Origin of the sequence: Kitasatospora sp. NPDC058046 (assembly GCF_042885595.1) — a bacterium.
Classification (GTDB): domain Bacteria; phylum Actinomycetota; class Actinomycetes; order Streptomycetales; family Streptomycetaceae; genus Kitasatospora.
In genome coordinates this window covers 397,636-421,413 of the sequence record NZ_JBHVRS010000004.1, presented here as the reverse complement: position 1 = coordinate 421,413, position 23,778 = coordinate 397,636, and the positions used below count along the sequence as shown (strand labels likewise).

Here is a 23,778-nt window from a genome sequence, read left to right as displayed (position 1 = left end):
CCCTCCCCTGCACCGGAGCTCATCGTGCTCGGAGTCAACGACCTGGCGACGTACGTCCTCGGCGCCCTCGTCATCATCCTGCTGCCCGGCCCCAACTCCCTGTACGTGCTGTCCGTCGCGGCCCGCAAGGGCATCCGCACCGGCTACCGAGCCGCGGCCGGCGTCTTCATCGGCGACCTCACCCTGATCAGCCTCACCTCGCTGGGCGCGGCCTCCCTGCTCAAGGCCAACCCGGCCGTCTTCGCCGTGGTCAAGTTCGGCGGCGCCGCCTACCTGCTCTGGATCGGCTACGGCATGCTCCGCGCCGCCCGCCAACTCTGGCGCGACCGCCGGGCCGCGGCCGACCCCACCGCCGAACCGGCCCCCGAATCCACCGAGAACCCCTTCCGCCGGGCCCTGGTGATCAGCCTCCTCAACCCGAAGGCCATCCTCTTCTTGCTCTCCTTCTTCACCCAGTTCGTCGACCCCGCCTACGGACAGCCCGCCCTCTCCTTCGCCCTCCTCGGCGGCATCCTCCAGACCTTCAGCTTCCTCTACCTCTCCCTCCTCATCTTCGCGGGCACCACCCTCGCCACCGCCTTCAGCCGCCGCAAGCGCCTCTCCGCCACCCTCACCAGCGGCGTCGCCGTCCTCTTCGCCGGCTTCGCCGCCAAACTCGCCGTCTCCTCCGCCTGACCACCGCCCCCGGATACCGGGTACGGATCACCCGCGAACCTGTGTAGACTGGCCCGCGTTGCCGCCACACACGGCAGCGGTGCCGCCTTAGCTCAGTTGGCCAGAGCAACGCACTCGTAATGCGTAGGTCGCGGGTTCGAATCCCGCAGGCGGCTCAGTGAAGGCCCAGGTCAGGAAGTTCTGACCTGGGCCTTTTTGCGTGCCCCGGGGGGTGGGGGTTACTGGTCGAGGTAGGTGAGGACGGCCAGGATGCGGCGGTTGGCGGTGTCGGTGGGGTGGAGGCCGAGCTTGGTGAAGATGTTGGTGATGTGCTTGGCGACGGCCTTCTCGGTGATGAAGAGGGATTGGGCGATGCCGGTGTTGGAGCGGCCCTGGGCGAGGGATTCGAGGACTTCGCGTTCGCGGGGGGTGAGGGTGGCGAGGGCGGTGTCGCGGTCCTTGCGGACCAGGAGTTGGGTGACGACCTGGGGGTCCATGGCGGTGCCGCCGGCGGCGACGCGGTGGATGGCGTCGAGGAACTGGGTGCCGTTGGTGACGCGGTCCTTGAGCAGGTAGCCGACGGCGTGGCCGCCGGTGGCGAGGAGTTCGCGGGCGTAGAGGGGTTCGACGTACTGGGAGAGGAGCAGGACGGGGAGGTCGGGGGTGGCGCGGCGGGCGGTGAGGGCGGCGCGCAGGCCCTCGTCGGTGAAGGTCGGCGGCAGCCGGACGTCGACGATCGAGACGTCCGGCCGCTGCTCGGTGAGGGCCCGGAGGAGGTCGGGGCCGTTGTCCACGGCGGCCGCCACCTCGTGGCCGTGGGCCTGGAGGAGGCGGATCAGGCCGTCCCGGAGGAGGAAGTGGTCTTCGGCGAGGACAATGCGCACGGAAGCTCCAGGGTCACCGTGGTCGGACCGTCGGGGGGACTGCTGACGGCGACGACCCCGTCGAAGGTGGCGAGCCGCCGTTCGACGCCGCGCAGGCCGGTGCCGCGGCGGGCGTCCGCGCCGCCCCGCCCGTTGTCGGAGACGGTGATGCGCAGTACGCCGCGATCGTAGCGGAGTTCGATTCCGGCGCGGCCGGCGTCGGAATGCTTGACGACGTTGGTGAGGAGCTCCGAGACGGCGAAGTAGGCGGCGGACTCGACGGGCATCTCGGGGCGGCCGGGGAGGTCCGCCGAGACCTCGGTGGGGACCGGGCAGACCATGGCCAACGCCCGTACCGCGTCGGTGAGTCCGCGGTCGGCGAGGACCGGCGGGTGGATGCCGCGGACCAGGTCGCGGAGCTCCTCCAGGGCCTTCGCGGAGGACTGGCGGGCCTCGACCAGCAGGGCGCGGACGGCCTTCGGGTCGGTCTCCAGGAGGTGTTCGGCGGCGTCCAGGGTCATGCCCATCGCGACCAGTCGGGCCTGGGCGCCGTCGTGCAGGTCGCGCTCGATCCGGCGGATCTCGGCCATCCGGGTGTCGACGGCGGTGCTGCGGGTGGCGGTCAGGTGGGCGATCCGGCCGGCCAGCAGCTCCTGCTCGCCCGGGGCGAGCATCGAGCGGATGTGGCGGGCGTGCCGGCGGACCGTGCGGGGCGCGAGCCAGAGCGCGAGCGGGAATTGGAGCAGTCCGAGGACGCCGGCGAGGACGGCGGTGGCGGTGCCCTCGATCGGGATGAACTGGTACCAGAGGCCGTCCCACTCGGTGGACAGCTGGACGCCGAAGAAGGCCAGGAAGACGCCCCAGAGGCCGTTGAGCAGGACGGCGACCGGCAGGAAGGCGAGCAGGCTGCCGACGAACGGCTCGGCGAAGACCCAGCAGAACTCCCGACGGGTCTGCGGGTCGCGGGTGATCCAGCGGTAGCGGGCGAGGATGCCGGAGGCCCACTCGGGCACCGGCGGCAGCGGGCCGGGCGGTCCGGGGAACCGGACGTCGGACCACTCGGCGGCCAGGGCGCGCTGACGGTCGGCCAGGTCGCGCACCCCGGCCATGGCGCGGGGGACCAGGCCGAGGCCCGGCCCGAGGAGGGAGATCGCGCACGTGACGCCGAGGGAGTGGACGAGGGCGAGGGCGGAGAGCCGACTGAGGGTCAGGGACCGCCGGAGGGCGGTGAGTCCGGTGGACACCGAGAAGCCCGTGGCCCTGTTCGGTGTGGTGCCCTCCTCGCTCGGCGCCGGGCCCTCCCCGTTGTGCATCGTGCTGTTCACGGACGCGATCCCCTCCCGGTGGTGCCGTTGTGCGGCCCGGTCGCGCCGGCCCGTGAGGCCATTCTGACGACTGCGGGGAGGCCTTGTCGGTGGGAGAAACTCCCCCTTTGGTCATACGGGATATCTGCCGAACGGCAGATGGCAGAAGCCCGCGGACCGGCCAGGCTTACGAGCGTGCTCACGTGCCCCAGGAAACGCGCCCGGAGCGGCGCATCCGACCCCGACCGCAAGGAGGACGACGTGGACCGACGTACGAGAACCGGATACGGGCCGGTCGTTCTCGTGGTGGCCGCGCTGCTGTCGCTCGCCGGCTGCGCCGACGCGATGGACGCCGCGCCCGAGGACAGGACCTTCGAGTTCGCCGCCCAGAGGCTGAACGTCGTGTCGCACGGCGCCCCCGCCGACCTCGTCGCGGTCGACCGGAAGGACGTCAAGGTCACCCGCTGGTTCGAGACCAGCGGCAAGGTCGGCAGCGCCAAGGCCTCCTGGGAGCTGAAGGACGGGGTCCTCGACCTCCGGGCGGGGTGCTCGGGGATCGCCAACTGCGACACGAAGTACCGGGTCGAGGTGCCCAAGGGCGTGGCGGTCCTGCGGGACGGGCGCGAGACGGAGCTCAAGGGGTGAAGGCGATGACTCCTGGCGGAGGGACGGGGAACATGCTCGAACTGGTTGATGTCACCAAGGTCTACAAGGGCGGCAAGCGGGCCGTCGACGGCGTCACGATGCGCCTCGGGCCGGGAATGGTCGGGCTGTTGGGGCCGAACGGCGCCGGGAAGTCGTCGCTGATGCGCATCGTGGCGACGGTCACCCGGCCCACGGGCGGGCAGGTCCGGTACCAGGGCGCCGACGTGGTGGCCGAGCCGGACCGGTTGCGCCGGGAACTCGGATACCTGCCACAGGACTTCGGGGTCTACCCGAACCTGACCTCGCGGGAGTTCCTGTCCTACCTGGCGGCCGCCAAGGGGATCGGAGCCCGTTCCGCCCGGGCCCGGATCGACGAGCTGATCCAGCTGGTCAACCTGACCGAAGCGGTCAGGCGCCCGCTCGGCACCTACTCGGGCGGCATGCTCCGCCGGGTCGGCATCGCGCAGGCCCTGCTGGCCGACCCCAGGGTGATCGTGGTCGACGAGCCGACCGCCGGCCTGGACCCGGAGGAGCGGGTGCGCTTCCGCAACCTGCTCAGCGAACTCGCGGCGGAGCGGGTCGTGATGCTCTCGACCCACATCGTCTCCGACGTCGAGTCGGTGGCCTCCGACATCGCCGTGGTCGCGAACGGCCGGCTGCTGCGCCGGGGCGCGCCCGACGAGCTGCTCGGGGAGATCGACGGGCAGGTCTGGGAGGCGGTGGTCGCACCGGCGGACCTCCTGGAGGTCCAGGCCCGCCACGTGGTCAGCCGGATGGTGCGGACGGGGAACGGCGTGCGGGTGCGGCTGCTCGCCGCCGAGCCGCCGCGGCCCGACGCGGTCCGGGTCGTGCCCGATCTGGAGGACGCCTACCTGGGCGTCATCCACCGGCCGGGCGGCTCGGCCCGGACCGAGCAGCGGGCGGTGCGGCGATGAGGGCGACGGTGACGGTGACGGGTCCGGCGGTCGGGTCGGCTTCGGGGTCGGGGTCGGGGGTCGGGTCGGCGTTGGCCGGGCTGGCGGTCGGCGACTTCCGGGACCGGGTGCGCCGACCGGTGTACGCGGTGACGCTGCTCGCCGCGGTCGGGCTCGGCTACCTGGCCGTACCGGACGCCGGCGGCCACTGGACGATCATGGACGTGGGCGGCCACCGGGGCATCTACAACAGCGCCTACGTCGGCGCGGTCACGGCCCTGGCCGGTGCGCTCTGGCTCACCTTCGGCGGCTTCTACGTGGTGCGCAGCGGCATCGCGCGGGACGAGGCGAGCGGGGTCGGCCAGGTCCTCGCCGCCACCCCGCTGCGCAACTCCCGTTACCTCCTGGCCAAGTTCCTGAGCAACCTGCTGGTGCTCGCCTCCATGGTCGGCGTGCTGGCCGTCACCGCGTTGCTGATGCAGCTCGCCCGCGGCGAGGACCGCGCGGTCGACCCGATAGCCCTGGTGGTGCCGTTCCTGCTGCTCGCGCTGCCCCTGATGGCGCTCACCGCGGCGGCGGCGCTGCTGTTCGAGACGGTGCCGTTGCTGCGGGGCGGCTTCGGGAACGTCGTCTGGTTCGTGCTGGCCATGGTGCTCGCGCTCGGCGGGCAGTCGGCCTCCGCGCCGCTGGACGGCCTCGGCGTGCACCAGGTCGCGCGGTCGATGGGCGCGGCGCTGGAGGCCCGGCACGAGTCGGTCGGCGACGGCGGGTTCAGCCTCGGACTGACCAAGGTCGACAAGCCGCTGGGCACCTTCCTCTGGGACGGCTTCGACCCGTCCGCCGGGTTCGTCCTCGGGCGGCTGGCCCTGGTGCTGCTGGCGATCTGCCTGGCGCTGCTGCCGGCCCTGTGGTTCGGCAGGTTCGATCCGGCGCGTGCCTCCGGCGGTGCGACCGGGGGCGCGGCTGCCGCCGGGGCCGGGGCCGGGGCCGTTGCGGAGGTGGTGGCCGGGGAGTCGTCCGGGGCCGAGGGGACGGAGACGGCGGGGGCGCGCTGGCCGACCGTACCGGGCGCTCGGCTACGGGCCGAGCCGCAGTGGGCCGAGCCGCAGCGGACCGCCCTGCCGCGGGCCGAAGCGCGGCGGGCCGGGGCGTTCGGGCGGCTGCTGGCGGGGGAGGCCCGGATCCTGGTGCAGGGCGTCTCCCGCTGGTGGTGGCTGGTCGCCGCAGGGCTGACGGTGGCCGGGTTCGTGCTGCCGATGGACGCCGTCACCGGCCTGCTCCTGCCCCTGGCGTGGCTGTGGCCGGTCCTGATCTGGTCCCGGCTCGGCAGTCAGCAGGTCGAGAACGGTCTGGAGGTGCTGCTCGGCGCCTACCCGTCGGCCCGGCGCAGGCTGCTCGCCGAATGGGCGTCCGGGCTGGTGCTCACCGCGGTGACGGGTGCCGCCCCGCTGATACGCATGCTGGCGGCGGGCGACGGTGCGGGGACGGCCAGTTGGCTCGGAGGCGCGCTGTTCGTCCCCTCGCTGGCCATGGCGCTCGGGGTGGTGAGCCGGAGCCACCGGCTCTTCCAGGTGGTCTACCTGCCGCTCTGGTGGGTCCTCGTCAACAACGTCGCCGCCGTCGACTTCATGGGGGCCGTGCGCGTGAACGGCAGCCCGGGCGGTCCGGGGCCGCTGCTGGTCGGGGCGCTGTCCGCGGCCATGCTCGCGGTGGTGTTCCTGGTCGGCGCAGCCCGACGGAACGTCAAAGGCTGACCGGAGACGGGCGCCCGGGCCGTCGGCGGACGGTCCGGACTGCCCTCGGGCTTCGGGGCACACCCAGGGGGTGTCGCCCGCCTGCCCGTCGTCTCCTGCGCGCCGTCTACTACTCGTCGTCGCCGAGGTCGCCCGCGAGGTCACCCGAGAGGTCGCCGTCCGGGGTGCCGCTGATCGCGTAGCCCTGCCGGCGCGCCTCGTAGCAGGCCACCGTCGCGGCCGCCGAGACGTTCAGCGAGCCGACCCGGCCCAGCTGCGGCACGAACACGACCTGGTCGCAGAGCGCCAGCGCCTCGGGGGTGATCCCGCGGTCCTCGTGCCCGAGCATGAAGGCCACCGCCGGGGTCAGCTCGGCGGCGAACATCGGCACCGCCTCGTCCGCCAGCTCCAGGCCGACGACCTTGAAGCCGTCCGCCTTGGCCGCCGCGACCGCCTCGGCGATGGTCGGGAAGTGCTCCACCTTCAGGTACTTGTCGGTGCCCATCGCGGCCTTCTGCGCGCCGGAGGAGCGCACCGACGGGGTGTCCCCGACCAGGTACAGCTTCTCGGCGCCCATCGCCGCGCCGGTGCGGACCACCGAGCCGACGTTGAACGGCGACTGGAGGTTCTCCAGGATCATCGCGAGCCGGAACTCGTTGCTGCGCCGCCACGAGCGGTGCAGACGCTTCAGTTCGGTCCCGCGCAGCTGCTTCACGTCGTCGTACCTCGTCCACTCTCGGAGCCCTCGCCCACCTCGGGGCGGGGCCGCGCTTCCAGAATCCGGCACCCGTTGACCGACGTGACCCGACTGGTCGGGTAGCCCTGCTCGTTCAGCCACTTCTGGAGCGAGTCCGAGCCCAGGTGCTTCTGCACCACCAGGAACGCCGAGCCGTCCGGGGTCAGCCGGTCGAGCCAGTGCGTGAGCAGGCGGCGCAGCGCGGCCTTGCCGATCCGGATCGGAGGGTTGGAGTAGATGGTGGCGAAGCGGACGTCCTCGGGGACGTCGTCGGGCAGGGAGGCCTGGACGTTGCCGAGCCCCAGCGCCTCGGCGTTCAGCCGGACCAGCTCCAGGGCGCGCTCGTTGACGTCCACCGCCCAGACCGGGAGGCGCTTGCGGCGGCTCGCCCAGGTCAGCGCGATCGGACCGTAGCCGCAGCCGATGTCCAGGATCGGGCCGCGTACCCGCGGCTGCGGGGCGTGCTCCAGCAGGATCCGGGTGCACGGGTCGAGCCGGGTGCGGGAGAACACCCCGGTGTCGGTGGTCAGTTCCAGGGTGAGGTCCGGCAGGGAGACCGTGATCGGCCGGCGGTCGCTGGCGACCTCGGGTGCACCGGTGAAGTAGTGCGAGCCGGACATGATTTCCCCGTCGTTCGTATGGGCCTCGGGGCCACCGGGTGGGTGTGGGTTAGCCCTTTGTACGGCACCGATCGTACCCCCGGTGGCCCGGACGGCGTTCCGGCCGCCGCCCGGGACGGGTGCTCCCGCCGGTGCTCCCGCCGGTGCACTCGCCGTCGCCCGGGACGCGGCTCGGGAACGGCGGTGCGGACGGCCGTGCGGACGGCCGTGCGGCGCGGACGGTGGGCGCGGTCAGGCGGTGCCGGGGGTCTTGCGGGTGGCCACGTTGATGCGGTTCCAGGCGTTGATGGTGAAGCAGACCGAGATCAGCTGCGCCAGCTCGGCCTCCGGGAAGTGTGCGGCGGCCCGGGCGTACACCGCGTCCGAGACGCCGCCGTCGATCCGGGCGACCTCCTCGGCCAGGGCCAGGGCGGCCCGCTCGCGCTCGGTGTACACCCCGGCGGGGGCGTCCGGCCAGACCGGCAGCAGGTAGATCCGCTCGTCGGTCTCGCCGGCCTTGCGGGCGTCCTTGGCGTGCATGTCCAGGCAGTACGCGCAGCCGTTCAGCTGGGAGGTGCGCATCTGGACGAGCTCGACCAGGGCCGGGTCGAGGCCCTCGCGGGCGGCGGCGTCCAGGGCGATCATCGCGCGGAACACCTTGGGGGCGGTGCGGGCGTAGTCGAGGCGGGCGGTGCCCGCGAGGGCCTCGGCGGTCCGGGCGGCCTCGGCGGTCCAGGCGCTCCGGGTGGCTTCGGTGGCCCGGGTGCTCTCGTTCGTCGTCATGGCTACGACCCTAGGAGCGGAATGCACCCTTCCCCTGGGTCATTCACGATGCTGTTTCGTGGGTCAATCGGGCCGGTCGGCCGGGGGTCCGCCGGAGTCCCGGCAACGCCGGAGCGTCGTCGGCGCGTCGCGTCCCGGCGCCGGGCGGCGGATACTGCGAGTACGCCAGCCGGGCCCGTGAAGGCCTCCGAACGCCCGTGAAGGCCTCCGAACAGTGAGGACGGATGCCATGCCGCAGGAACAGCACGAGGAATATCTGATCGACGAGACCGCCGAGACCGTCGAGCCCGACGAGCAGGCACCCGAGGGCGACACGTACGACGAGGTGGCCGAACGCCGGGCCGTCGGCGCGGACCCGGCGACCAACGTCGCGGACGTCGTGGAACAGACCCAGCCGGTCCGGCACGACGAGGAGGAGTACCGGGAGTAGCGGGGCCCCCGGGAGCGGAGCGGGAGCAGAGGGGCCCCGGAGCGGCTACAGGGCCCGGCGCCGTTGCAGCCAGGCCAGGGCCGCCCAGCCCGGCAGCACCGGGAGGATCAGCGTCAGCAGGCGGAACAGCGCCACCGCGGCCAGCTCGCCGCCCGGCTCCATCGACGTGGTCTGCTGGAGCAGCGTGAGCAGCATCCCGTCCACCGCACCGGCCCCGCCCGGGGTCGGCGCCGCGCTGCCCACCGCGTTGCCCACCAGGAACACCACCGCGACCGCGGCGAAGGACGGCTCCCGGCCGATCGCCCGGACACAGCAGTACAGGCAGGTGATCAGGCAGATCGACACCAGCAGCTGCCCGGTCACCCCCACCGCCAGTTTGGACGGGCTGCGCAGCAGGTCCAGCAGGCGCGGCACCACCTCGGCCGTCAGCGGCCGCAGCCGCGTCGCCAGCCACCGCCGGGCCGCCGGGATCGCCGACACCACCGCGAGCAGCGCCGCCGCCCCCGCCAGTCCGCCGACCACCGCGGGCAGCGCGTCCAGCTCGGAGCTGCCCGGGACGAAGTCCAGGAGGTAGACGAAGGCGCCGAGCTGCAACAGGTGCAGCACCAGCCCGATCAGGTTCCCGACGCCGACGCTGGACAGCGCCTGCGCGGTCGGGATCCCGGCCCGCTGCAACAGGCGGGTGTTCAGCGCGATCCCGCCGACGCCGCCGGGCGACACCAGCTTCACGAACGACCCGGCCACCTGCGCCAGTACCGCGTTGCGGAAGTCCAGCCGCTCCGGGACGAAGCCCACGAAGCCCATCGCCGCCGCGACGTGGCTGGCCGCCGCCGCGGCCAGCGCCAGCAGCAGCCACCAGGGATCGGCGTCCGCCAGCGCGGAGACCGGGTTGTCCTCCGCCGCGAACAGCTGCGGGATCAGCAGCCAGCCGGCCACCACCCCGCCCACGACGACCAGCAGGGTCCGCGGCCGCAGCCGCTCCAGCCGCACCGGTCGGCCCACCACCCGCGGGCGGGTGCGCAGGACCTCGGCGCGGATCTCGTCGAGCAGGCCGCTGGGGGCGGGGGTGTGGTGCTCGGGGGCCGGCTCGGTGGTGGCGGCCTCCGGGGGCGCCGGGGAAGCGGTGGTGGCGACGGGCCCGTTGCCGCCGGTGGGGGAGCCGGCTTCGGCCGCAACGTCGACACCGGCCGGACCGCCCGACGGCTCGGCGGCCCGGGCGCCGGTGCGCTTCGCGTGCTGCTTGAGGGCGCGGCGGGTGGTGTGGGTGAGGGCGATGGGCTGGAGCAGGGGGAGCGCGGCGCCGACGGGGTCGGGGCCGAGGACGGCGGTGGCCGTACGGACGGAGCGGGCGGCGCCGGCGCGCAGGGCGAGGGTGGTGAGGAGCTGGGCGAGGTCGCAGTGGAGGACGAGTTCGGTGGCGGCGATGTCGCCGTCGGCGAAGTCGACCAGGTGCACCGCGCCCGAGTCGTCGATCAGCAGGGAGGAGGGGACGAGCGCGCGGTGGGCGATCTCGCGGCGCTGGAGCAGGGCGAGCTGCCGCCAGGCGTCGGTGAGCAGCTCGTCGGTGATCTCCTCGTCGGGGAGCTCGTCCAGGGTGCGCCCGGCCAACCGCTCGTACGCGATGAGGGCGGTGTCCTGGCCGATGCCGGCGGTGGCGGCGATGCGGCGGGTGCGGACGCCGGCCGCGAGGGCCGCGTACGCGACCAGGGCCTCGTGCTCCAGCCCGGTGCGGGGGGAGCGCAGGACACGCGGGTCGGGGGCGGTGCGCAGCCGCAGCCGGCGCCAGGCGCGCTGGACGGCGGCGGCGGTGACGGCCTGCCGGTCGAGGAGCTGGACGTCGAGGTCGGGGCGGTCGTCGGCCTGTCGGACCAGGTAGCGGTCGGGGCCGGCCGGCTGGGCCTCGACCGGGCGCAGGCCGCTGTCGCGCAGGGCGCGCAGGACCTCGCCGGGCCGGGGGCAGGGGTCGGGGGTGCCGACCGCGTACAGGGTGCCGTGGGCGCCGGTCCAGCCGATCAGCAGCCCGAGCAGGAGCGCGGTGGGGGTGGCGTACCCGCCGGTCAGTCCGGCGAGGCCGGAGAGGGCGAGGACGGTCCAGGGCAGGCGGCGTTCCCGGCTGCCGGAGGCGGTCATGAAGGCGAGGACCGGCGCGAGGTAGCCGTAGACGGGCTCGGTGTGCCCGAGTCCGCCGTCGGGCAGCGCGTGGGTGAGCGCGGTGAGCAGCGAGAGCGGGGCGAGGTCGTCGGCCCACAGGTCCAGGCCGAGGGTGGCGCCGTACGCGAGGACGGCGGCGAGCAGTCCGTCGGAGACCTGCTGGACGGCGCGCCGCCGGTCGGGGCCCAGCAGCCGGCGGACGGCGAGGCCCACCGGGAGCAGCAGGACGGCGGCGGTGGTGAGCCCGCCGGCCAGGCCCGCCAGCGGGCGCGGCACCAGCGCGGCCGCCTCGGCGACGTCGGCGGCGATGCCGCCGGTGGTGGCGCGGGCGTAGTCGGCGAGCAGCAGGGTGAGGGCGATGGCGAACAGGCCGCCGATCAGCCGGATCAGGGCGACGGGCTGCCGGACCCGGTCGGTGGCGGGCAGCGGGCGGGCCCGGAACCGGCCGGGTCCGGGGCCGGTCTGCTCGGGTATCCGGGCGGTGGCCGTTCCGGTGCCGCCGTCGGCCGGTACCCCGGTCCGTTCGTCGCCGCCGTCGGCCGGTGCGCCGGTCCGTTCGTCGTCGCGGGCGCTGTCACCGCTGCCGCGTTTCCGCCGCGCGGGCGCACCGCCCGGGTCGCCCCCGCCGGTGTCGCCGTCCGTTCTCCCCGTCACGATCGCCACGGATGGCATGCTCCCATGCCACCCGTGGGCGAGGAGTGGGGATTGCGCAGTGCCGGTACGACGGGGCCTTAGGCCTGGCGGGTCGGCAGGACGACCAGGTGGCGCAGGTTGACGTGCCGGGGGCGGCTGACGGTGTACGCGATGAGGTCGGCGACGTCCTCGGCCGCGAGGGCCGGGATGGCGTCGAACATGCCGCCGAGCTGTTCGCGCAGCACCGGGTTGTCGATGTGCCCGGCGAGTTCGGTGTCGGTCAGTCCGGGCTCGATCGCGCTGACCCGGACGTCGCGCGGGCCGAACTCGCTGCGCAGGGCGGCGGACAGCTGGGTGAGCGCGGCCTTGGTGGCCCCGTACACCGCGTAGTCGGGGAAGACCACGTGCGAGGCGATCGAGGAGACGTTGACCAGGTCGGCGGTGCGGCCCTCGGCGGCGGCCGCGGTGAGGTCGGAGCCGAAGGCGCGGACGATCCGCAGCGCGCCGGTGAGGTTGGTGTCCACCATGCGGGTCCACTCGTCGATCCGGCCGTCGGCGAGCGGGTTGGGCAGCATCACCCCGGCGTTGTTGACCACCAGGTCGACCGGGCCGTAGGCGTCGTGGACGGCCTTCGCGGCGGCGTCCACCGAGGCCTGGTCGGTGACGTCGGCGGTGACGGCGAGGGCCTGCCCGCCCGCGGCGGCGATCTCCTCGGCGAGGGAGTCCAGCCGCTCGGTGCGGCGGGCGAGCAGGGCGACCCGGGCGCCGGAGGCGGCGAGCAGCCGGGCGGTGGCGGCGCCCATACCGCTGGCGGCCCCGGTGACGACGGCGGTGCGGGCGGCGAGGGACGGGTGGCTCATCGGGGGCTCCAGAGGGTTCGGCCGGGCTGACGCCGACCACTCTGCGCGGGCCGCGGCCGGCTACCCAGGGGTGCGTTCCTCCCGGGCACCGCCAGCCCGGGACGGGCCTACCCGGGACGGGCCTTCCCGGGACCGGGGAGCCTGGGAAAGCCAGAGCCACCCTCGGGACGCCCCTCCGCGGCTACCCTGCCCGGCATGGAGAACACCCTGGGGGACTTCCTCCGCTCGCGCCGGGCCCGGATCCTGCCGGAGGAGGTGGGCCTGCCCTCGCACGGCCGCCGCCGGGTGCGGGGCCTGCGCCGGGAGGAGGTGGCGCAGCTCGCGGGCGTCAGCGTCGACTACTACGTCCGGCTGGAGCAGGGCCGGGGCGGCAGCGCCTCGGACGCCGTGCTGGACGCGGTGGCCCGGGTGCTGCGGCTGGACGGGGTGGAGGCCGCGCACCTGCGCTCGCTGGTCCGTCCGCCCAAGGCGCCGGCCGCCTCCGCCGCCCGGATGCGGGGGCGGCAGCGGGTCCGGCCGGGGACGCGGCTGCTGCTGGACCTGATGACCGGGGTGCCGGCCTTCGTGCTGGGCCGCCGGATGGACGTGCTGGCCTGGAACGCGCTGGGCGACGCGGTGAACGGTTTCTCCACGCGTTCCGACGCCGGCCCGGACGGCCTGCCCAACCAGGCCCGGCACGCCTTCCTCGACCCGTCCGCCCGGGAGTACTACGGGCAGTGGGACGCGGTCGCCGCCGAGACCGTCGCCTTTCTGCGCCGGGACGCCGGACTGCACCCGGAGGACCCGGAGCTGGCCGCCCTGGTGGGCGAACTGTCGCTGCGCAGCGCGGAGTTCGTCCGGCTCTGGGCGGACCACCTGGTGCGGGAGAAGACCCACGGGGTCAAGCAGGTGAACCACCCGCTGGTCGGCGGACTCGACTTCGGCTACGAGACCCTGGGCGTCAACGGCTCGCCGGAGCAGCTGCTGGTCGTCTACACCGCCCCGGCGGACTCGCCCACCGCCCAGAAGCTGGCCCTGCTGGCGAGTTGGACGGCTCCGGGAGCGGTGGCCGGGGGCGCGGGAACGGACGGGGCGGCCGCCGAGGGGGCGGAAACGCCCTGAGCGGGCGATCCGCGCCGGGGCGGCATAGCCTTTCAGTCATGAGCGCCTGCGAAGACCTCGCTCTGGCTCCTCAGGACATCGAGCCCCGGCCGCCCGCCGACGGTTGCGCCGACTGCCTGGCGCAGGGCCGCCGGGACTGGGTGCACCTGCGGATCTGCCTGGACTGCGGTCACATCGGCTGCTGCGACTTCTCGCCGCAGCGGCACGCGACCGCGCACTTCCACAACTCCTCCCACCCGGTGATCCGCTCGTACGAGCCGGGGGAGGACTGGCGCTGGTGCTTCGTCCACGAGGTCATGGGCTGAGGCGGCCGGCCCCGGACGGCGCCTCCGCCTGCCCCCGCGCGTACGGCGCCCACCCCTGCCCCCGTAGCGGCAGATCGGCTTCTCCGCGGTGGCACGGGCCCGCAACCCGGATAAAATCCGGACATAACGCCCGTGCGGCCCCTCCGGCCGGCATCCGTCCGGCCCGGAGGCCGACGAAGGGAGGCCGACGATGACCAAGCGAACGCCCGGCAGCACCGCCAAGCTCCGCCAGGGCACCCAGGACCTGCTGGAGCGCCGGGGCATGGCGAGCCCGCCCACCCGGCTCGCGCCGGAGCCCAGCGCCGGCTCGATGTCCTACGCCGCCGCCGGGTACGGCGTCGGTGAGGCCTTCCGGCACGGCGGCCGGGACGCGGCAGGCGCGACGGCGCACGCGGCCCCGGCGATGCACGCCGAGCTCAAGGGGCACCGGCACCGTGGCGCGGAGAAGCACTCCGCCCACTGAGTCGCGACGCGCGCGGGGGCGGGTGGCCGGATCGCGGCCGCCCGCCCCCGCCGCGTGATCCCCCGCGCCCGACCCCGACCCGCGATCCCCGACGCCCGACCCCGACCCGCGATCCCTTGATCCCTGACGCGTGGTCAGGGATGCGCTCGGGGAAGGTTCGGGGCCGTTCCCGGATGTCGCGGCCCGAGGCCGTCCCGAAGACTCTCTCCTGTCCGAGTGCCCGAGCCGCCGTCGGCCGGGCGGGCCGCCGACCAGGGCGGTCCGACTCCCGCCGGGCGAGCCGCCGTTGGAGAGACTCCCCATGAACAGCCCTGCCCGTACCGGTCGTTGGTCCGTCCTCGTGGCAACCGGAGCGCTGCTCGCCGCCGCCACCGTCGGCGTCGCCACGATCGGCGCCGCGACCCCGGCCCTGGCCGCGGCCGCCTCCCCGGCCACGTCCCCGAGTGCCGTCGACACCGCCGCCTCCGCCATGGCCCGCCCCGGTCCGCTGGACCGGGAGTCGCTCGCCGAGACCCTCCACTCGCTGCCCGCGGGCGTCACCGGCGCGCTGGTCCGGGTCGGCGGCCAGGACGCCCGGTGGCGCGGCACCTCGGGGGAGGACGTGCCGGCGAACGCCCGGTTCCGGATCGGCAGCGTCACCAAGGTGTTCACCGCGACGGTGCTGCTCCAGCTCGCCGGCGAGGGCAGGGTCGACCTGGACGGCACCGTCCAGCAGTACCTGCCCGGACTGCTGCCGGCCGGCTACCCGCCGGTCACCGTACGGCAGTTGCTCAACCACACCAGCGGCCTGCCCGGGGGCGGCGGGATGACCTCCGGGGACGGCAGCACGGCGTGGTTCGCCGCGCACAAGGCGGTCTCCTACAGCCCGCAGCAGGTGGTGGCGGACATGCTCACCCAGCCGAGGAGCTTCGAGCCCGGCGCCGCCCAGCAGTACAACGGCAACAACTACTTCGTCGCCGCGCTGGTGATCGAGAAGGTCACCGGCGACGACTACGCCGACCAGGTGCGGCGGCGCATCACCGGCCCGCTCGGCCTGCACGCCACCTACGTCCCGGCCGCAGACGACCTGACCATCCGCGGCCCGCACGCCACCGGCTACGTGGACGTCCGGAACGCCGACGGCAGCACCGCCCGGGTGGACGTCACCGAGCAGAGCCCGTACCCGTGGGCCGAGGGCGGCATGATCTCCTCCGCCGCCGACCTGGAGCGGTTCTTCGAGGCGCTCTACCGCGGCCGGCTGCTGCGGCCCGCCCAGCAGGCCGAGGTGTTCGCCGTCCCGGATCTGCCGAACGACCACAACAAGAACTGCGAGATCGGCCCGACCGCCGGGCACGCCTGCTACAGCACGGCCGGCCTGCTGCGCACCGTCCTGCCGAACGGCACCGAGGTCTGGGGCAAGAACGGCTCCCGGCCCGGCTACACCACCGGCGTCTTCGCCACCCGCGACTTCTCCCGCAGCGTGGTCATCGGGCTCAACCCGACCGGCATCACCGGCGAGGAGTTCCCCACCTTGTGGAAGCTGGTGACCACCGGTTTCGGCTCCGGCCAGGCGTACGGGCAGCACTGAGCCCCGCCGCTCCCGGGCGACCGGAGCGGCCGAACCCGGTCGCGAGCGCCGCTGTCAGTGGGGTGCGCTACGTTCGTCGCGTTCACCAGGGCACACGGCAGGACGACGGGGGCGGGCGCACGATGGCCGACGTGATCACGGAGGAGCCGGTCGAGCTCCAACTGGAGCGGTACCGCACCGAGCTGACCGGCTACTGCTACCGCATGCTCGGCTCGGTCTTCGAGGCCGAGGACGCGGTGCAGGAGACCATGGTCCGCGCCTGGCGCGGGCACCGGGGCTTCGAGGGGCGGGCCGCGCTGCGCTCCTGGCTGTACCGAATAGCCACCAACGTCTGCCTGGACGCGCTGAACGGCCGCAACGGCCGGGCCCGGCCGATGGACCTGGCCGGCCCGGTCACGGTGGCCGCCGCGCACGGCACCCAGCTGCCCGAGGTGACGTGGATCGGCCCGGCGCCGGACGGCCGGGTGCTGCCCGAGACGGGGGATCCGGCCGAGGTGGCCGCCCAGCGGGAGTCGGTGAAGCTGGCCTTCGTCGCCGTGCTCCAGCGGCTCGCGCCCCGGCAGCGGGCGGTGCTGATCCTGCGCGAGGTGCTCGGCTGGAAGGCCGCTGAGGTGGCCGAACTGCTCGGCGTCACGGTGGCCTCGGTCAACAGCGCGCTCCAGCGCGCCCGGGCGGTGCTCGCCACCGACGCCCCGGCGGTCCGGCCGGCCCCCGCGCTGGACGAGGACCACCGCGCGCTGCTGGACCGCTACGTCCGCGCCTTCGAGGCGTACGACATGGACGGCCTCGCCGCGCTGCTGCACGAGGACGTCACGCTCAACATGCCGCCGTTCTCGATGTGGCTGCGCGGGCAGGAGGAGATCCGCGACTGGATGCTGGGCCCCGGGCACGGCTGCCGCGGTTCCCGGCTGCTCCCGGTGACGGCCAACGGCGCCCGGGCCTTCGGCCAGTACCGGCCGAGCCCGGCGGGCGGGTACGAACCGTGGTCGCTGATCACGCTGGAGGTGTCAGGGGGCCGGATCGCCGGGGTCACCAACTTCCTGGACACCGAGGCGCTCTTCCCGCTCTTCGGCCTCCCGCCCCGGCTGGCGGCCGAGTAGCTCCACCAGGGCCGCGTCGTCCAGCGGGTCGTCGCCCAGCGGGTCGTCGTCGATCGGGGTGCCGTTCAGCGGATCGTCGGCCAGTGGACCGTCCGGTCCCGGGAACAGCGCCGCGAGCCCGCTGAACACGAGCAGCTCCCGCAGCGGGCCGCTCGCGTTCAGCAGCACCACGCCCACCCGGTGCCGGGCGGCGGCCAGCCGGAGCCGGGCGAGGGCGTCGACGAGGGCGAGGTCGGGGGCGGTCAGCGCGCCCAGGTCACAGGTCAGTACGGCGTCGTACGGTGTGGTCCTCATGCGGGTTGGACCGTCGCGGCGCCGCCGACTCATCGGTCCGGGGGCGAATCCGCCGCTCGGGTCCGGTGTCCGGTGGCAGAGTGGGACGACCGAACCGCCCTGCCCCAGGAGAAGCACCGTGACGGCTGAGCCCTTGAAGTCCCGTGAGGAATGGCTGGCGTCCCTGCCCCGGATCTACGCGGCGGCGGGCTGCCTGCTGCGGGACGAGTCCGGCCGGATCCTGATCGTGAAGGCCGGGTACCGCGAGCACTGGCAGTTCCCGGGCGGCACGATCGACCTCGGCGAGGGCCCGGTCGAGTGCGCCGTGCGGGAGCTGGAGGAGGAGACCGGGATCGTCCAGGCGGCGGGCGACCTGCTGGCCATCTCCTGGACCCACGCCTCGGCCGAACTCGACCACCCCGCCCAGCACTTCATGTTCGACTTCGGCACCGTCCCGGACGGCACCCCCGTGACCGTCCCGGCCGGTGAGCTGGACGACTACCGCTGGGCCGCCGTCGAGGAGGCGCTGGACCTGCTCGGCCCGGCCCGTTCGGCCCGGCTGCGGGCGGCGCTGGAGGCGGCGGCGGACGGTCGGGTCCGTATCGTCACCACCCACGTCTCCGGCTTCTGATCCGACTGCCGACCCGGGTTCCGCGCCGGGTTCTGCGCCGGGGTCCGAGCCGGGTTCTGGGCGGAAGTGCCCTGCGTCGGGCGGGAGTTCCGTCCGGCGCAGGGCTCCGGCGGTTCACTGCTGAGGATCGGACTCCGTGTTCCGGGCGGCGATGACGGCGGCGATCGCCTCCGCGACGAAGGTCTCCGCCTCCGACTTGTCGACCTTCAGCCCGGCCAGCACGCCCTGGCCGTTCTCCTGCTCCAGCAGCGCGAGCAGGATGTGCTCGGTGCCGACGTAGTTGTGCCCGAGCTTGAGCGCCTCGCGGAAGGTCAGTTCCAGCGCCTTCTTGCTCTCGGCGTCGAACGGGATCAGTGCGGGCAGTTCGGCGGCGGCGGCCGGCAGGGCGGCGCCGGCCACCGCCCGCAGGGCCTCCGGGGTGACGCCCTGGGCGGCGAGCGCCTTCGCGCCGATGCCCTCGGGCTCGGTGATCAGGCCGAGCAGCAGGTGCTCCGTGGTGATCTCGGGGTTGCCCGCCTTGCGGGCCTCCTCCTGTGAGGCCACCACGACCTTGCGGGCCCGGGGGGTGAACCGGCTGAAGCCCTGGCTGGGGTCGAGGTCGTTGGGGGTGCCCGGGTCCTTGGGGACGAACCGCTTCTGGGCGGCCTGCTTGCTGACGCCCATGCTGCGGCCGATGTCGGTCCAGGACGCGCCGGAGCGGCGGGCCTGGTCGACGAAGTGGCCGATGAGGTGGTCGGCGAGGTCGCCAAGGTGGTCGGCGGCGATGACCGCGTCGGAGAGCTGGTCGAGCGCGTCGGGGTGGACCTTCTTGATCGCGGCGATCAGGTCGTCGAGGCGCAGCGGAGTGCTGTTGGGAACAACGGGATTCTCCATGCGTCAACCGTAGGTTGTCGATCCGAGGATCGTCAACCATTGGTTGACGCTATTCGCGAGTGGTGTTCCGGCGTCCTCAGGCGTCCGGCAGCAGTCGCTGTCGGACGGCGGCGATCCGCTCGGGCGCGACACCCGCCGCGAGCAGGTAGCCGTCCGGGTCGAACCCGTCGAGCGCCGCCGCCAGCGCGGCCTCGGCGGTGGTCCCGGCCTCGGCGAGCGCCGCGTCGATCCGGCGGAACGGGTCCGGCAGGCCCAGCATCCCGTACAGCGGGCGGATGTTGGGGCCGCTCAGCAGGTAGTCCCCGGCGATCGCGTCCCGGTCGACCCCGGCCAGGGCGAGCAGCAGCAGGGCGGCCAGGCCGGTGCGGTCACGGCCGGCGCCGCAGTGCACGACCACGCCGCCGGGGCGGGCGCCGGCGATCGCGGAGACCAGCGCGGCGGCGGCGTGCGGGCAGTGGTCCAGGTACGGGCGGAGCGCGAGCGGGGTGCCGTCCAGCTGTCCGTGGGCCTCCCACCAGGCGGGGCCGGCCAGCTCGTCCAGCGGGACGCGGATCAGCTCGACGTCGTCGGGGAGCGGGAGGAGCGGCTTGTACTCCTCGGCGTTGCGCAGGTCGACCACGGTACGGACATCGTGGTCGAGGAGGGCGTCCCAGCCCTCGGCGGTGAGGCGGTCCAGGTTGTCCGCCCGGACTATCGCGCCCCGGGCGGTGAGTCGGCCGGAGGCGGTGGGCAGTCCGCCCAGGTCGCGGACGTTCAGGCAGCCGTCCCAGACGAGCGTGCGGTCCTCGGTACTGCTCGGCGCGTGCGTCGTCCGGTTCATGGGGCTCCCCGTTTCCTCGTCGGGGGTCCCGTTACCCCCTCGTTATGAACGACTCCCGGGAGATCCGGATGGTTCCTCGCTGTTCGAGTCCTCGGAACCGGCTGTTCAGAGAAGGAGGCGGGAGGAGTGGCCGCCCGCTCAGGCGGCGGTCGGGGCCTCGGCCTCGGCGCCGACCAGCCGCTCCATCGGCTCGACCGCGATCTGACCGAGCATCGAACCGCCCACGATCGCGCCGACCAGGAAGACGGTGGACAGCCAGGCCATGGTCGACACCGGCAGGGTGAAGGCGCCGACCACCCGGGCCGCGCACTCGGCCAGCAGCGCGGTGCCCCAGATGGCCGAGAACAGGCGCTCGTGGCGGTGGAAGGCCCGCGACCCGGCCGCCCGGCCCTCGACCAGGCGCTGCCAGGCGGCGGCGCGCTCCCGTCGGCCCTTGGTGACGAAGGGCATCAGCATCGGGGTCATCACCGGCCGGCCGATCAGCGCGGAGACCAGGATCGCCACCGCCACGGTGCCGCTCAGCCCGCCGTCCTTGGCGATCATCATCCGGGCGTCGCCGGTGACGAAGGTCAGCGCCAGGCCCGCCAGGTTGACGGCCAGCATCAGGGAGGCCCACAGGTTGAGCCTGCGCTCGGACAGCAGGCCGAGGACGGTCCGGGCGGCCGGGAAGGCGGTGCTCCAGGCCAGTGCGGCGAACTCGCTCAGGCCGAGGGCCGAGTGCAGCAGGTAGTAGCCGGCCAGCGGGGCGACCACGTCGAGGGCGAGCGGGCGGAGCCCGGAGACCAGCGGGTTGGGGGCCTTGGCGTGGGCGGCGCCGGTGGCCGCGGTTCCGATGGCGGCGGCGACCGGGGAGGCGACGGTGCTGGTGACGGCGGCGGCACTGACGGTCTGGCTCACGGTGGGTTCCTCCCCGGCTGGTGGCCGCGGGCCACTGCCCGCGTCGTGCCTCCAGTCTTTCCGTCCGACCCTCCGTCAGAGCAGTGCCGTCCGTTGCGTCATCCGCGTGACAGTTGTCATGGTGAGCGCCGTGACACCGCCTCCGACCTGCGGCTTTCCGCTCCCGGGCGGCCCTAGTCCTCGGCGGGGAAGGTCCACAGCTCGCGGCCCAGGGTGTCCAGGCAGCGGACGGTGCGGAAGCGCTCGTCCCCGGCGGACAGGAAGCCCCGCGCGACGCCCGCCAGGACGGTCCGGGCGACGCCGTCGCCCCGGGTCCAGGCGCCGGTCAGCAGCAGGGCCTTGTCGGCCAGCTCGGCGCGCCGCACCCGGGCCACCGAGGCGGCCTCCAGCGCGGCGTTGACCGTTTCCAGCTCGGTGGGGAGGAGGTACGTCTCGCCGGTGGGAGCGCGGTCCGCCTCGGCCCGGCGCCGCAGTTCGGGCAGGCCGTAGTGGCGGACGGCGGCGACGGCGTCGTCCAGCGGGAGCTGCCAGCGCGGTCCGGGCAGCACCTCCCACCAGACGTCCTCGCCGACCGGCAGCACCTCGCCGATCCTGGCCCGCCAGGTCTCGAAGCCGTACCGGGTGCGCGGGTCGGGCCGGTGGCCGGGGAGGTCCGCGACGGTCCAGTCGGTGCGGCGGACCACGCTGAGGTCGAAGGTGAAGGGCACCCGGTCGGCGGCGGGGCGCTCGACCAGGCCGAGCAGCAGCCAGTGGGTCTCGTCCGGCAGGCTGAAGGTCCGGCGCCACCCGGTGAGGCCCAGGGCGCGCAGGGCGGGGGCGAGGTGCTCGCGCAGGCCCTTCGCGTGGAGCTCGCGGAGCTCGTGGGCGGTCGTCATCGCGGTCTTTCCCTGCTGGTCGTGCTGCCGGTGGAGGGCGTCGGCGGTGCCGGCTCCCCGCCCCTGCCGGGCCGGCCGGCGGCGGTCCCCGGCGCGACGGCTCGTACCGCCGGGGAGGGGCGTGCGACCGGGGCCCGCACGGGTCGTGCGTGCGCCCTCGGGCACGGCGGGGCCGGGTGGCGGGCCGGGTGCGTCGGCGGCCCCGGCGTCCGGGGCGTCGGCGGCCCGGACTGCTTCGCCTACCGACAACGTAGGCCGGGCGGGCCCCTTCGGGCCGTGGGCGAACGGCAGCAGTCCTCGGGACCTTGGCCCCGGCCGGACCGGTCCTTCGGCCGGAGCCGAAGTGTTCGCCCGAATGGCGCATCATGTGGCGGGTGCAGAGTGCAGAGCGCCCCGGAGCGGGCACCGACGGCCCCGTCGGCCGGTCCGGACCAGTACCACCCGCCGGCCTGCCACCGGGCCCGGCGGCCGCCGCTCCCCCCGATCTGACGGAGGCGGTGCGGGCCGCGCAGGGCGGGGACGAGGAGGCGTTCCGGCTGCTGTTCCGGACCGTCCAGCCGGGCCTGCTGCGCTACCTGCGGGTGCTGGTCGGCGGTCGGCCGGAGGGTGCCCAGGACGCCGAGGACATCGCCTCCGAGGCCTGGCTGCAGATCGCCCGCGACCTGCGCGGCTTCTCCGGCGACGGGGACGGCTTCCGCGGCTGGGCCGCCACCATCGCCCGCCACCGCGCCCTCGACCACCTGCGCGCCCGGCGCCGCCGTCCGGTCGCCGACCTGCCCTTCGAGCAGCTGGTCGAGCTGGCGGCGGGGGACGACACGGCGCGGGCGGCGCTGGCCACGGTCGGCACCGCCGACGCGCTGGCCCTGATCTCCCGGCTGCCGCGCGACCAGGCCGAGGCCGTGCTGCTGCGGGTGGTCATGGAGCTGGACGCGGAGAGCGCCGCCCGGGTGCTCGGCAAGCGGGCCGGCAGCGTCCGGATGGCCGCGCACCGGGGGCTGCGGCGGCTGGCCAAGCTGGTCGAGCCGCTCGCGTCCGGGGGCGGCATCCCGGCGGCCCGGAGCGGCGAGGTGGCGGCCCGGGGCAGCGGGGTAACGGGCGGCGCCGGAGCCGGAACGGCCGAGGGAACGGTGGACGGAACGGCGGACACGGCGGCGGCCGGAGTGGGCGCGGGCGAGGCCGCCGGGCGACCCGCGGGGAAACCCGCGAAAAAAAGTTCTCCGCAGGGTGTGACAGAACGCCGGGCCGCGACGCTGAAGGACATGAGATGAGCACCAACCGATCCCGTCGGATCGACCGTGATGCCGCCGAGCAGCTGCTCGGTGGTGCCGTGGGCGGCCCGTCGGCCGGGCAGGACGCCTCGCTCACCGGACCGGACGGCGGTCCCGGGCAGCTCGCCCGGGTGCTCGCCGCGGCCGCCGCCCCCGCGACGGCCGGCGAACTGGCCGGGGAGGAGGCCGCCCTGGCCGCGTTCCGGGAGGCGAGTCTCACGCCCGACCCGACAGTGACCCCCGTCCGGAGACGATCGATGGCAACCGCCGCGCTGGCCAGGGCCTTCAGCACGAAGGCCACCGCCGTCGTGCTCGGCGCCACCGCGCTGTGCGGTGTCGCCGTCGCCGCCGGCACCGGCAACCTGCCGTCCGCCCTGGGCGGTGGCCCGTCCGCGCCGGAGCACACGCTCGCCGGCCAGGACGCGGCCACCGGTCCCGCGGCGGGCTCGCCCGCTGCCGGACCGTCCGCGGGTGCGGCCCCGTACGGTGCCGTGGCGTCCGGCTCCGCCCGTCCGTCCGGCAGTGCCTCCGCCGGACCGCAGGCGGTCGTCCCGTCCGACCCCGCGACGCCCGGCACCCCCTCCGCCGAGAGGCGCGGCGGCCGTTCGGCCGTCCCGCCCGCACTGCTCGGCCTCTGCACCGGCTTCACCGACCGTACGGCCAAGGGCGACCGCCCGGCCCGGCTGGTCGGCGATCCGCTGTACGGCCCGCTGGTCACGGCGGCCGGCGGCGCGGACCGGGTGGCGGACTACTGCGAGGCCGCGCTCGACGACGAGGACGGCGACCACCAGGGCGCCGGCACCCCGACGGGCGACCCCGGCCGCGGCGGCACCGGCAAGGGGAACGGCAGCGCCAACAGCGGCGGCAACGGCAACGCCAACAGCGGTGGCAACGGAGGCAATGCCGACGGCAACGCCAACGGCAACGCCAACGGAGGCCGTGGCAACGCCACCAGCGGCGGCAACGGCGAGGACGGCGGCGGCAACGGGACCAGACCGGGCAAGCCCGGCGTGACCGTGCCCCCGCCACCGGGCGCCGTCCCCCCGTCGGACGTCCGCCCGAGCAGGTCCGCCCGGCCCGGGAACGAGCAGTAGGCCGGGAGACACCCCCCCCAGGACTCCGGGTGGGCGGCGAGCGACTCCCCCCGGGCTCGCCGCCCACCCGGAACAGCACCACCCGAAGTACCGCACCACCCGCAGGAAGCAGTACCACCCGAAGACCCCCGGGTGGCCGGTCGGCTCCCCCGTGCCAACCGGCCACCCGGCCGGCTCCGGCCGGACCGGTAGGCGCACCCCGGACG

General features: G+C 74.7%; 25 protein-coding genes and 1 tRNA gene. 14 read left to right on the top strand and 12 right to left on the bottom strand.

Annotation, left to right across the window (positions count from 1 at the left end; genetic code table 11):
• The first annotated feature begins 24 nt into the window (after positions 1 to 24).
• Entirely contained in the window at positions 25 to 675 is a 651-nt protein-coding gene (gene leuE / locus ACFVU7_RS11770; protein WP_049654420.1) for a leucine efflux protein LeuE, read from the top strand.
• Between the two features lie 81 nt (positions 676 to 756).
• Positions 757 to 830, top strand: a tRNA-Thr gene (locus tag ACFVU7_RS11765).
• A gap of 63 nt (positions 831 to 893) precedes the next feature.
• Here ACFVU7_RS11765 and ACFVU7_RS11760 read toward each other — a convergent pair.
• Together ACFVU7_RS11760 and ACFVU7_RS11755 are read right to left on the bottom strand one after the other, a co-directional pair.
• Complete coding sequence (locus tag ACFVU7_RS11760) at positions 894 to 1,538, bottom strand: LuxR C-terminal-related transcriptional regulator (RefSeq protein ID WP_380775691.1); 645 nt, start codon at positions 1,536 to 1,538, stop codon at positions 894 to 896.
• Positions 1,490 to 2,842: a sensor histidine kinase gene (locus ACFVU7_RS11755; RefSeq protein ID WP_388044953.1), complete on the bottom strand. Its 1,353-nt coding sequence runs from the start codon at positions 2,840 to 2,842 to the stop codon at positions 1,490 to 1,492. The genes ACFVU7_RS11760 and ACFVU7_RS11755 overlap by 49 nt, the downstream gene beginning before the upstream one ends.
• 240 nt (positions 2,843 to 3,082) lie before the next feature.
• Between ACFVU7_RS11755 and ACFVU7_RS11750 the strand changes: the two genes are divergently transcribed.
• The 3 genes from ACFVU7_RS11750 (at position 3,083) to ACFVU7_RS11740 (ending at position 6,134) form a co-directional block, all read left to right on the top strand.
• Positions 3,083 to 3,466 (top strand): hypothetical protein, encoded by a 384-nt coding sequence (locus tag ACFVU7_RS11750; protein ID WP_049654416.1) that lies wholly within the window; start codon positions 3,083 to 3,085, stop codon positions 3,464 to 3,466.
• 32 nt (positions 3,467 to 3,498) lie between these two features.
• The gene (locus ACFVU7_RS11745; protein ID WP_388044952.1) at positions 3,499 to 4,401 is read left to right on the top strand and encodes an ABC transporter ATP-binding protein; all 903 of its coding nucleotides are present in this window, start codon (positions 3,499 to 3,501) and stop codon (positions 4,399 to 4,401) included.
• A 71-nt stretch (positions 4,402 to 4,472) separates the two neighbouring features.
• Positions 4,473 to 6,134, top strand: a complete 1,662-nt coding sequence (locus ACFVU7_RS11740) for a hypothetical protein (RefSeq protein WP_388044951.1) — start codon at positions 4,473 to 4,475, stop codon at positions 6,132 to 6,134.
• Between the two features lie 109 nt (positions 6,135 to 6,243).
• On the opposite strand, the gene ACFVU7_RS11735 is transcribed toward ACFVU7_RS11740, so the two are convergent.
• The 3 genes from ACFVU7_RS11735 to ACFVU7_RS11725 form a co-directional block, all read right to left on the bottom strand.
• Positions 6,244 to 6,828: a TrmH family RNA methyltransferase gene (locus ACFVU7_RS11735; RefSeq protein WP_049654411.1), complete on the bottom strand. Its 585-nt coding sequence runs from the start codon at positions 6,826 to 6,828 to the stop codon at positions 6,244 to 6,246.
• Positions 6,825 to 7,469 carry a class I SAM-dependent methyltransferase gene (locus ACFVU7_RS11730; RefSeq protein ID WP_049654410.1) on the bottom strand — a complete coding sequence of 215 codons (645 nt, stop codon included), beginning with the start codon at positions 7,467 to 7,469 and terminating at the stop codon, positions 6,825 to 6,827. Before ACFVU7_RS11730 ends, ACFVU7_RS11735 begins: the two co-directional genes overlap by 4 nt.
• A gap of 231 nt (positions 7,470 to 7,700) precedes the next feature.
• Positions 7,701 to 8,231, bottom strand: a complete 531-nt coding sequence (locus tag ACFVU7_RS11725) for a carboxymuconolactone decarboxylase family protein (protein ID WP_388044950.1) — start codon at positions 8,229 to 8,231, stop codon at positions 7,701 to 7,703.
• A gap of 229 nt (positions 8,232 to 8,460) precedes the next feature.
• On the opposite strand from ACFVU7_RS11725, the gene ACFVU7_RS11720 reads away from it, so the two are divergent.
• The gene (locus ACFVU7_RS11720) at positions 8,461 to 8,661 is read left to right on the top strand and encodes a hypothetical protein (protein ID WP_049654408.1); all 201 of its coding nucleotides are present in this window, start codon (positions 8,461 to 8,463) and stop codon (positions 8,659 to 8,661) included.
• A gap of 45 nt (positions 8,662 to 8,706) precedes the next feature.
• Here the strand turns inward: ACFVU7_RS11720 and ACFVU7_RS11715 are convergent, their stop codons facing one another.
• Both ACFVU7_RS11715 and ACFVU7_RS11710 read right to left on the bottom strand, forming a co-directional pair.
• Entirely contained in the window at positions 8,707 to 11,475 is a 2,769-nt protein-coding gene (locus ACFVU7_RS11715) for a lysylphosphatidylglycerol synthase domain-containing protein (RefSeq protein ID WP_388044949.1), read from the bottom strand.
• A 68-nt stretch (positions 11,476 to 11,543) separates the two neighbouring features.
• Positions 11,544 to 12,305, bottom strand: coding sequence for an SDR family oxidoreductase (locus tag ACFVU7_RS11710; RefSeq protein ID WP_049660175.1), 762 nt, complete (start codon positions 12,303 to 12,305; stop codon positions 11,544 to 11,546).
• A 195-nt stretch (positions 12,306 to 12,500) separates the two neighbouring features.
• Here ACFVU7_RS11710 and ACFVU7_RS11705 point away from each other — a divergent pair, with 195 nt between their 5' ends.
• The 5 genes from ACFVU7_RS11705 (at position 12,501) to ACFVU7_RS11685 (ending at position 16,841) form a co-directional block, all read left to right on the top strand.
• On the top strand, positions 12,501 to 13,406 hold the full coding sequence (locus tag ACFVU7_RS11705; protein WP_388044948.1) for a helix-turn-helix transcriptional regulator: 906 nt from the start codon (positions 12,501 to 12,503) through the stop codon (positions 13,404 to 13,406).
• A gap of 38 nt (positions 13,407 to 13,444) precedes the next feature.
• The gene (locus ACFVU7_RS11700; RefSeq protein ID WP_049660172.1) at positions 13,445 to 13,711 is read left to right on the top strand and encodes a UBP-type zinc finger domain-containing protein; all 267 of its coding nucleotides are present in this window, start codon (positions 13,445 to 13,447) and stop codon (positions 13,709 to 13,711) included.
• Positions 13,712 to 13,901: 190 nt separating this feature from the next.
• A complete protein-coding gene (locus ACFVU7_RS11695) occupies positions 13,902 to 14,174 on the top strand; it encodes a hypothetical protein (protein ID WP_049660170.1) in 273 nt (90 codons plus the stop codon).
• Positions 14,175 to 14,475: 301 nt separating this feature from the next.
• Positions 14,476 to 15,741 (top strand): serine hydrolase domain-containing protein, encoded by a 1,266-nt coding sequence (locus ACFVU7_RS11690; protein WP_388044947.1) that lies wholly within the window; start codon positions 14,476 to 14,478, stop codon positions 15,739 to 15,741.
• Between the two features lie 122 nt (positions 15,742 to 15,863).
• Positions 15,864 to 16,841: a sigma-70 family RNA polymerase sigma factor gene (locus ACFVU7_RS11685; protein ID WP_388044946.1), complete on the top strand. Its 978-nt coding sequence runs from the start codon at positions 15,864 to 15,866 to the stop codon at positions 16,839 to 16,841.
• Here the strand turns inward: ACFVU7_RS11685 and ACFVU7_RS11680 are convergent.
• Complete coding sequence (locus ACFVU7_RS11680) at positions 16,749 to 17,135, bottom strand: hypothetical protein (RefSeq protein WP_388044945.1); 387 nt, start codon at positions 17,133 to 17,135, stop codon at positions 16,749 to 16,751. The genes ACFVU7_RS11685 and ACFVU7_RS11680 overlap by 93 nt on opposite strands.
• 118 nt (positions 17,136 to 17,253) lie before the next feature.
• On the opposite strand from ACFVU7_RS11680, the gene ACFVU7_RS11675 reads away from it, so the two are divergent.
• Positions 17,254 to 17,745 (top strand): NUDIX hydrolase, encoded by a 492-nt coding sequence (locus tag ACFVU7_RS11675; protein ID WP_063780323.1) that lies wholly within the window; start codon positions 17,254 to 17,256, stop codon positions 17,743 to 17,745.
• Between the two features lie 114 nt (positions 17,746 to 17,859).
• Here the strand turns inward: ACFVU7_RS11675 and ACFVU7_RS11670 are convergent, their stop codons facing one another.
• The 4 genes from ACFVU7_RS11670 to ACFVU7_RS11655 form a co-directional block, all read right to left on the bottom strand.
• Positions 17,860 to 18,618, bottom strand: coding sequence for a Clp protease N-terminal domain-containing protein (locus tag ACFVU7_RS11670; RefSeq protein ID WP_049657457.1), 759 nt, complete (start codon positions 18,616 to 18,618; stop codon positions 17,860 to 17,862).
• A gap of 76 nt (positions 18,619 to 18,694) precedes the next feature.
• A complete protein-coding gene (locus ACFVU7_RS11665) occupies positions 18,695 to 19,438 on the bottom strand; it encodes a tyrosine-protein phosphatase (protein ID WP_380738397.1) in 744 nt (247 codons plus the stop codon).
• Positions 19,439 to 19,576: 138 nt separating this feature from the next.
• Entirely contained in the window at positions 19,577 to 20,335 is a 759-nt protein-coding gene (locus tag ACFVU7_RS11660) for a VC0807 family protein (RefSeq protein WP_380738399.1), read from the bottom strand.
• Positions 20,336 to 20,508: 173 nt separating this feature from the next.
• Entirely contained in the window at positions 20,509 to 21,210 is a 702-nt protein-coding gene (locus tag ACFVU7_RS11655) for a hypothetical protein (RefSeq protein ID WP_380738401.1), read from the bottom strand.
• A gap of 365 nt (positions 21,211 to 21,575) precedes the next feature.
• Between ACFVU7_RS11655 and ACFVU7_RS11650 the strand changes: the two genes are divergently transcribed.
• The gene (locus tag ACFVU7_RS11650; protein ID WP_380738403.1) at positions 21,576 to 22,478 is read left to right on the top strand and encodes an RNA polymerase sigma factor; all 903 of its coding nucleotides are present in this window, start codon (positions 21,576 to 21,578) and stop codon (positions 22,476 to 22,478) included.
• Positions 22,475 to 23,572, top strand: a complete 1,098-nt coding sequence (locus tag ACFVU7_RS11645; RefSeq protein ID WP_380738405.1) for a hypothetical protein — start codon at positions 22,475 to 22,477, stop codon at positions 23,570 to 23,572. Before ACFVU7_RS11650 ends, ACFVU7_RS11645 begins: the two co-directional genes overlap by 4 nt.
• The last annotated feature ends 206 nt before the right edge of the window (positions 23,573 to 23,778 follow it).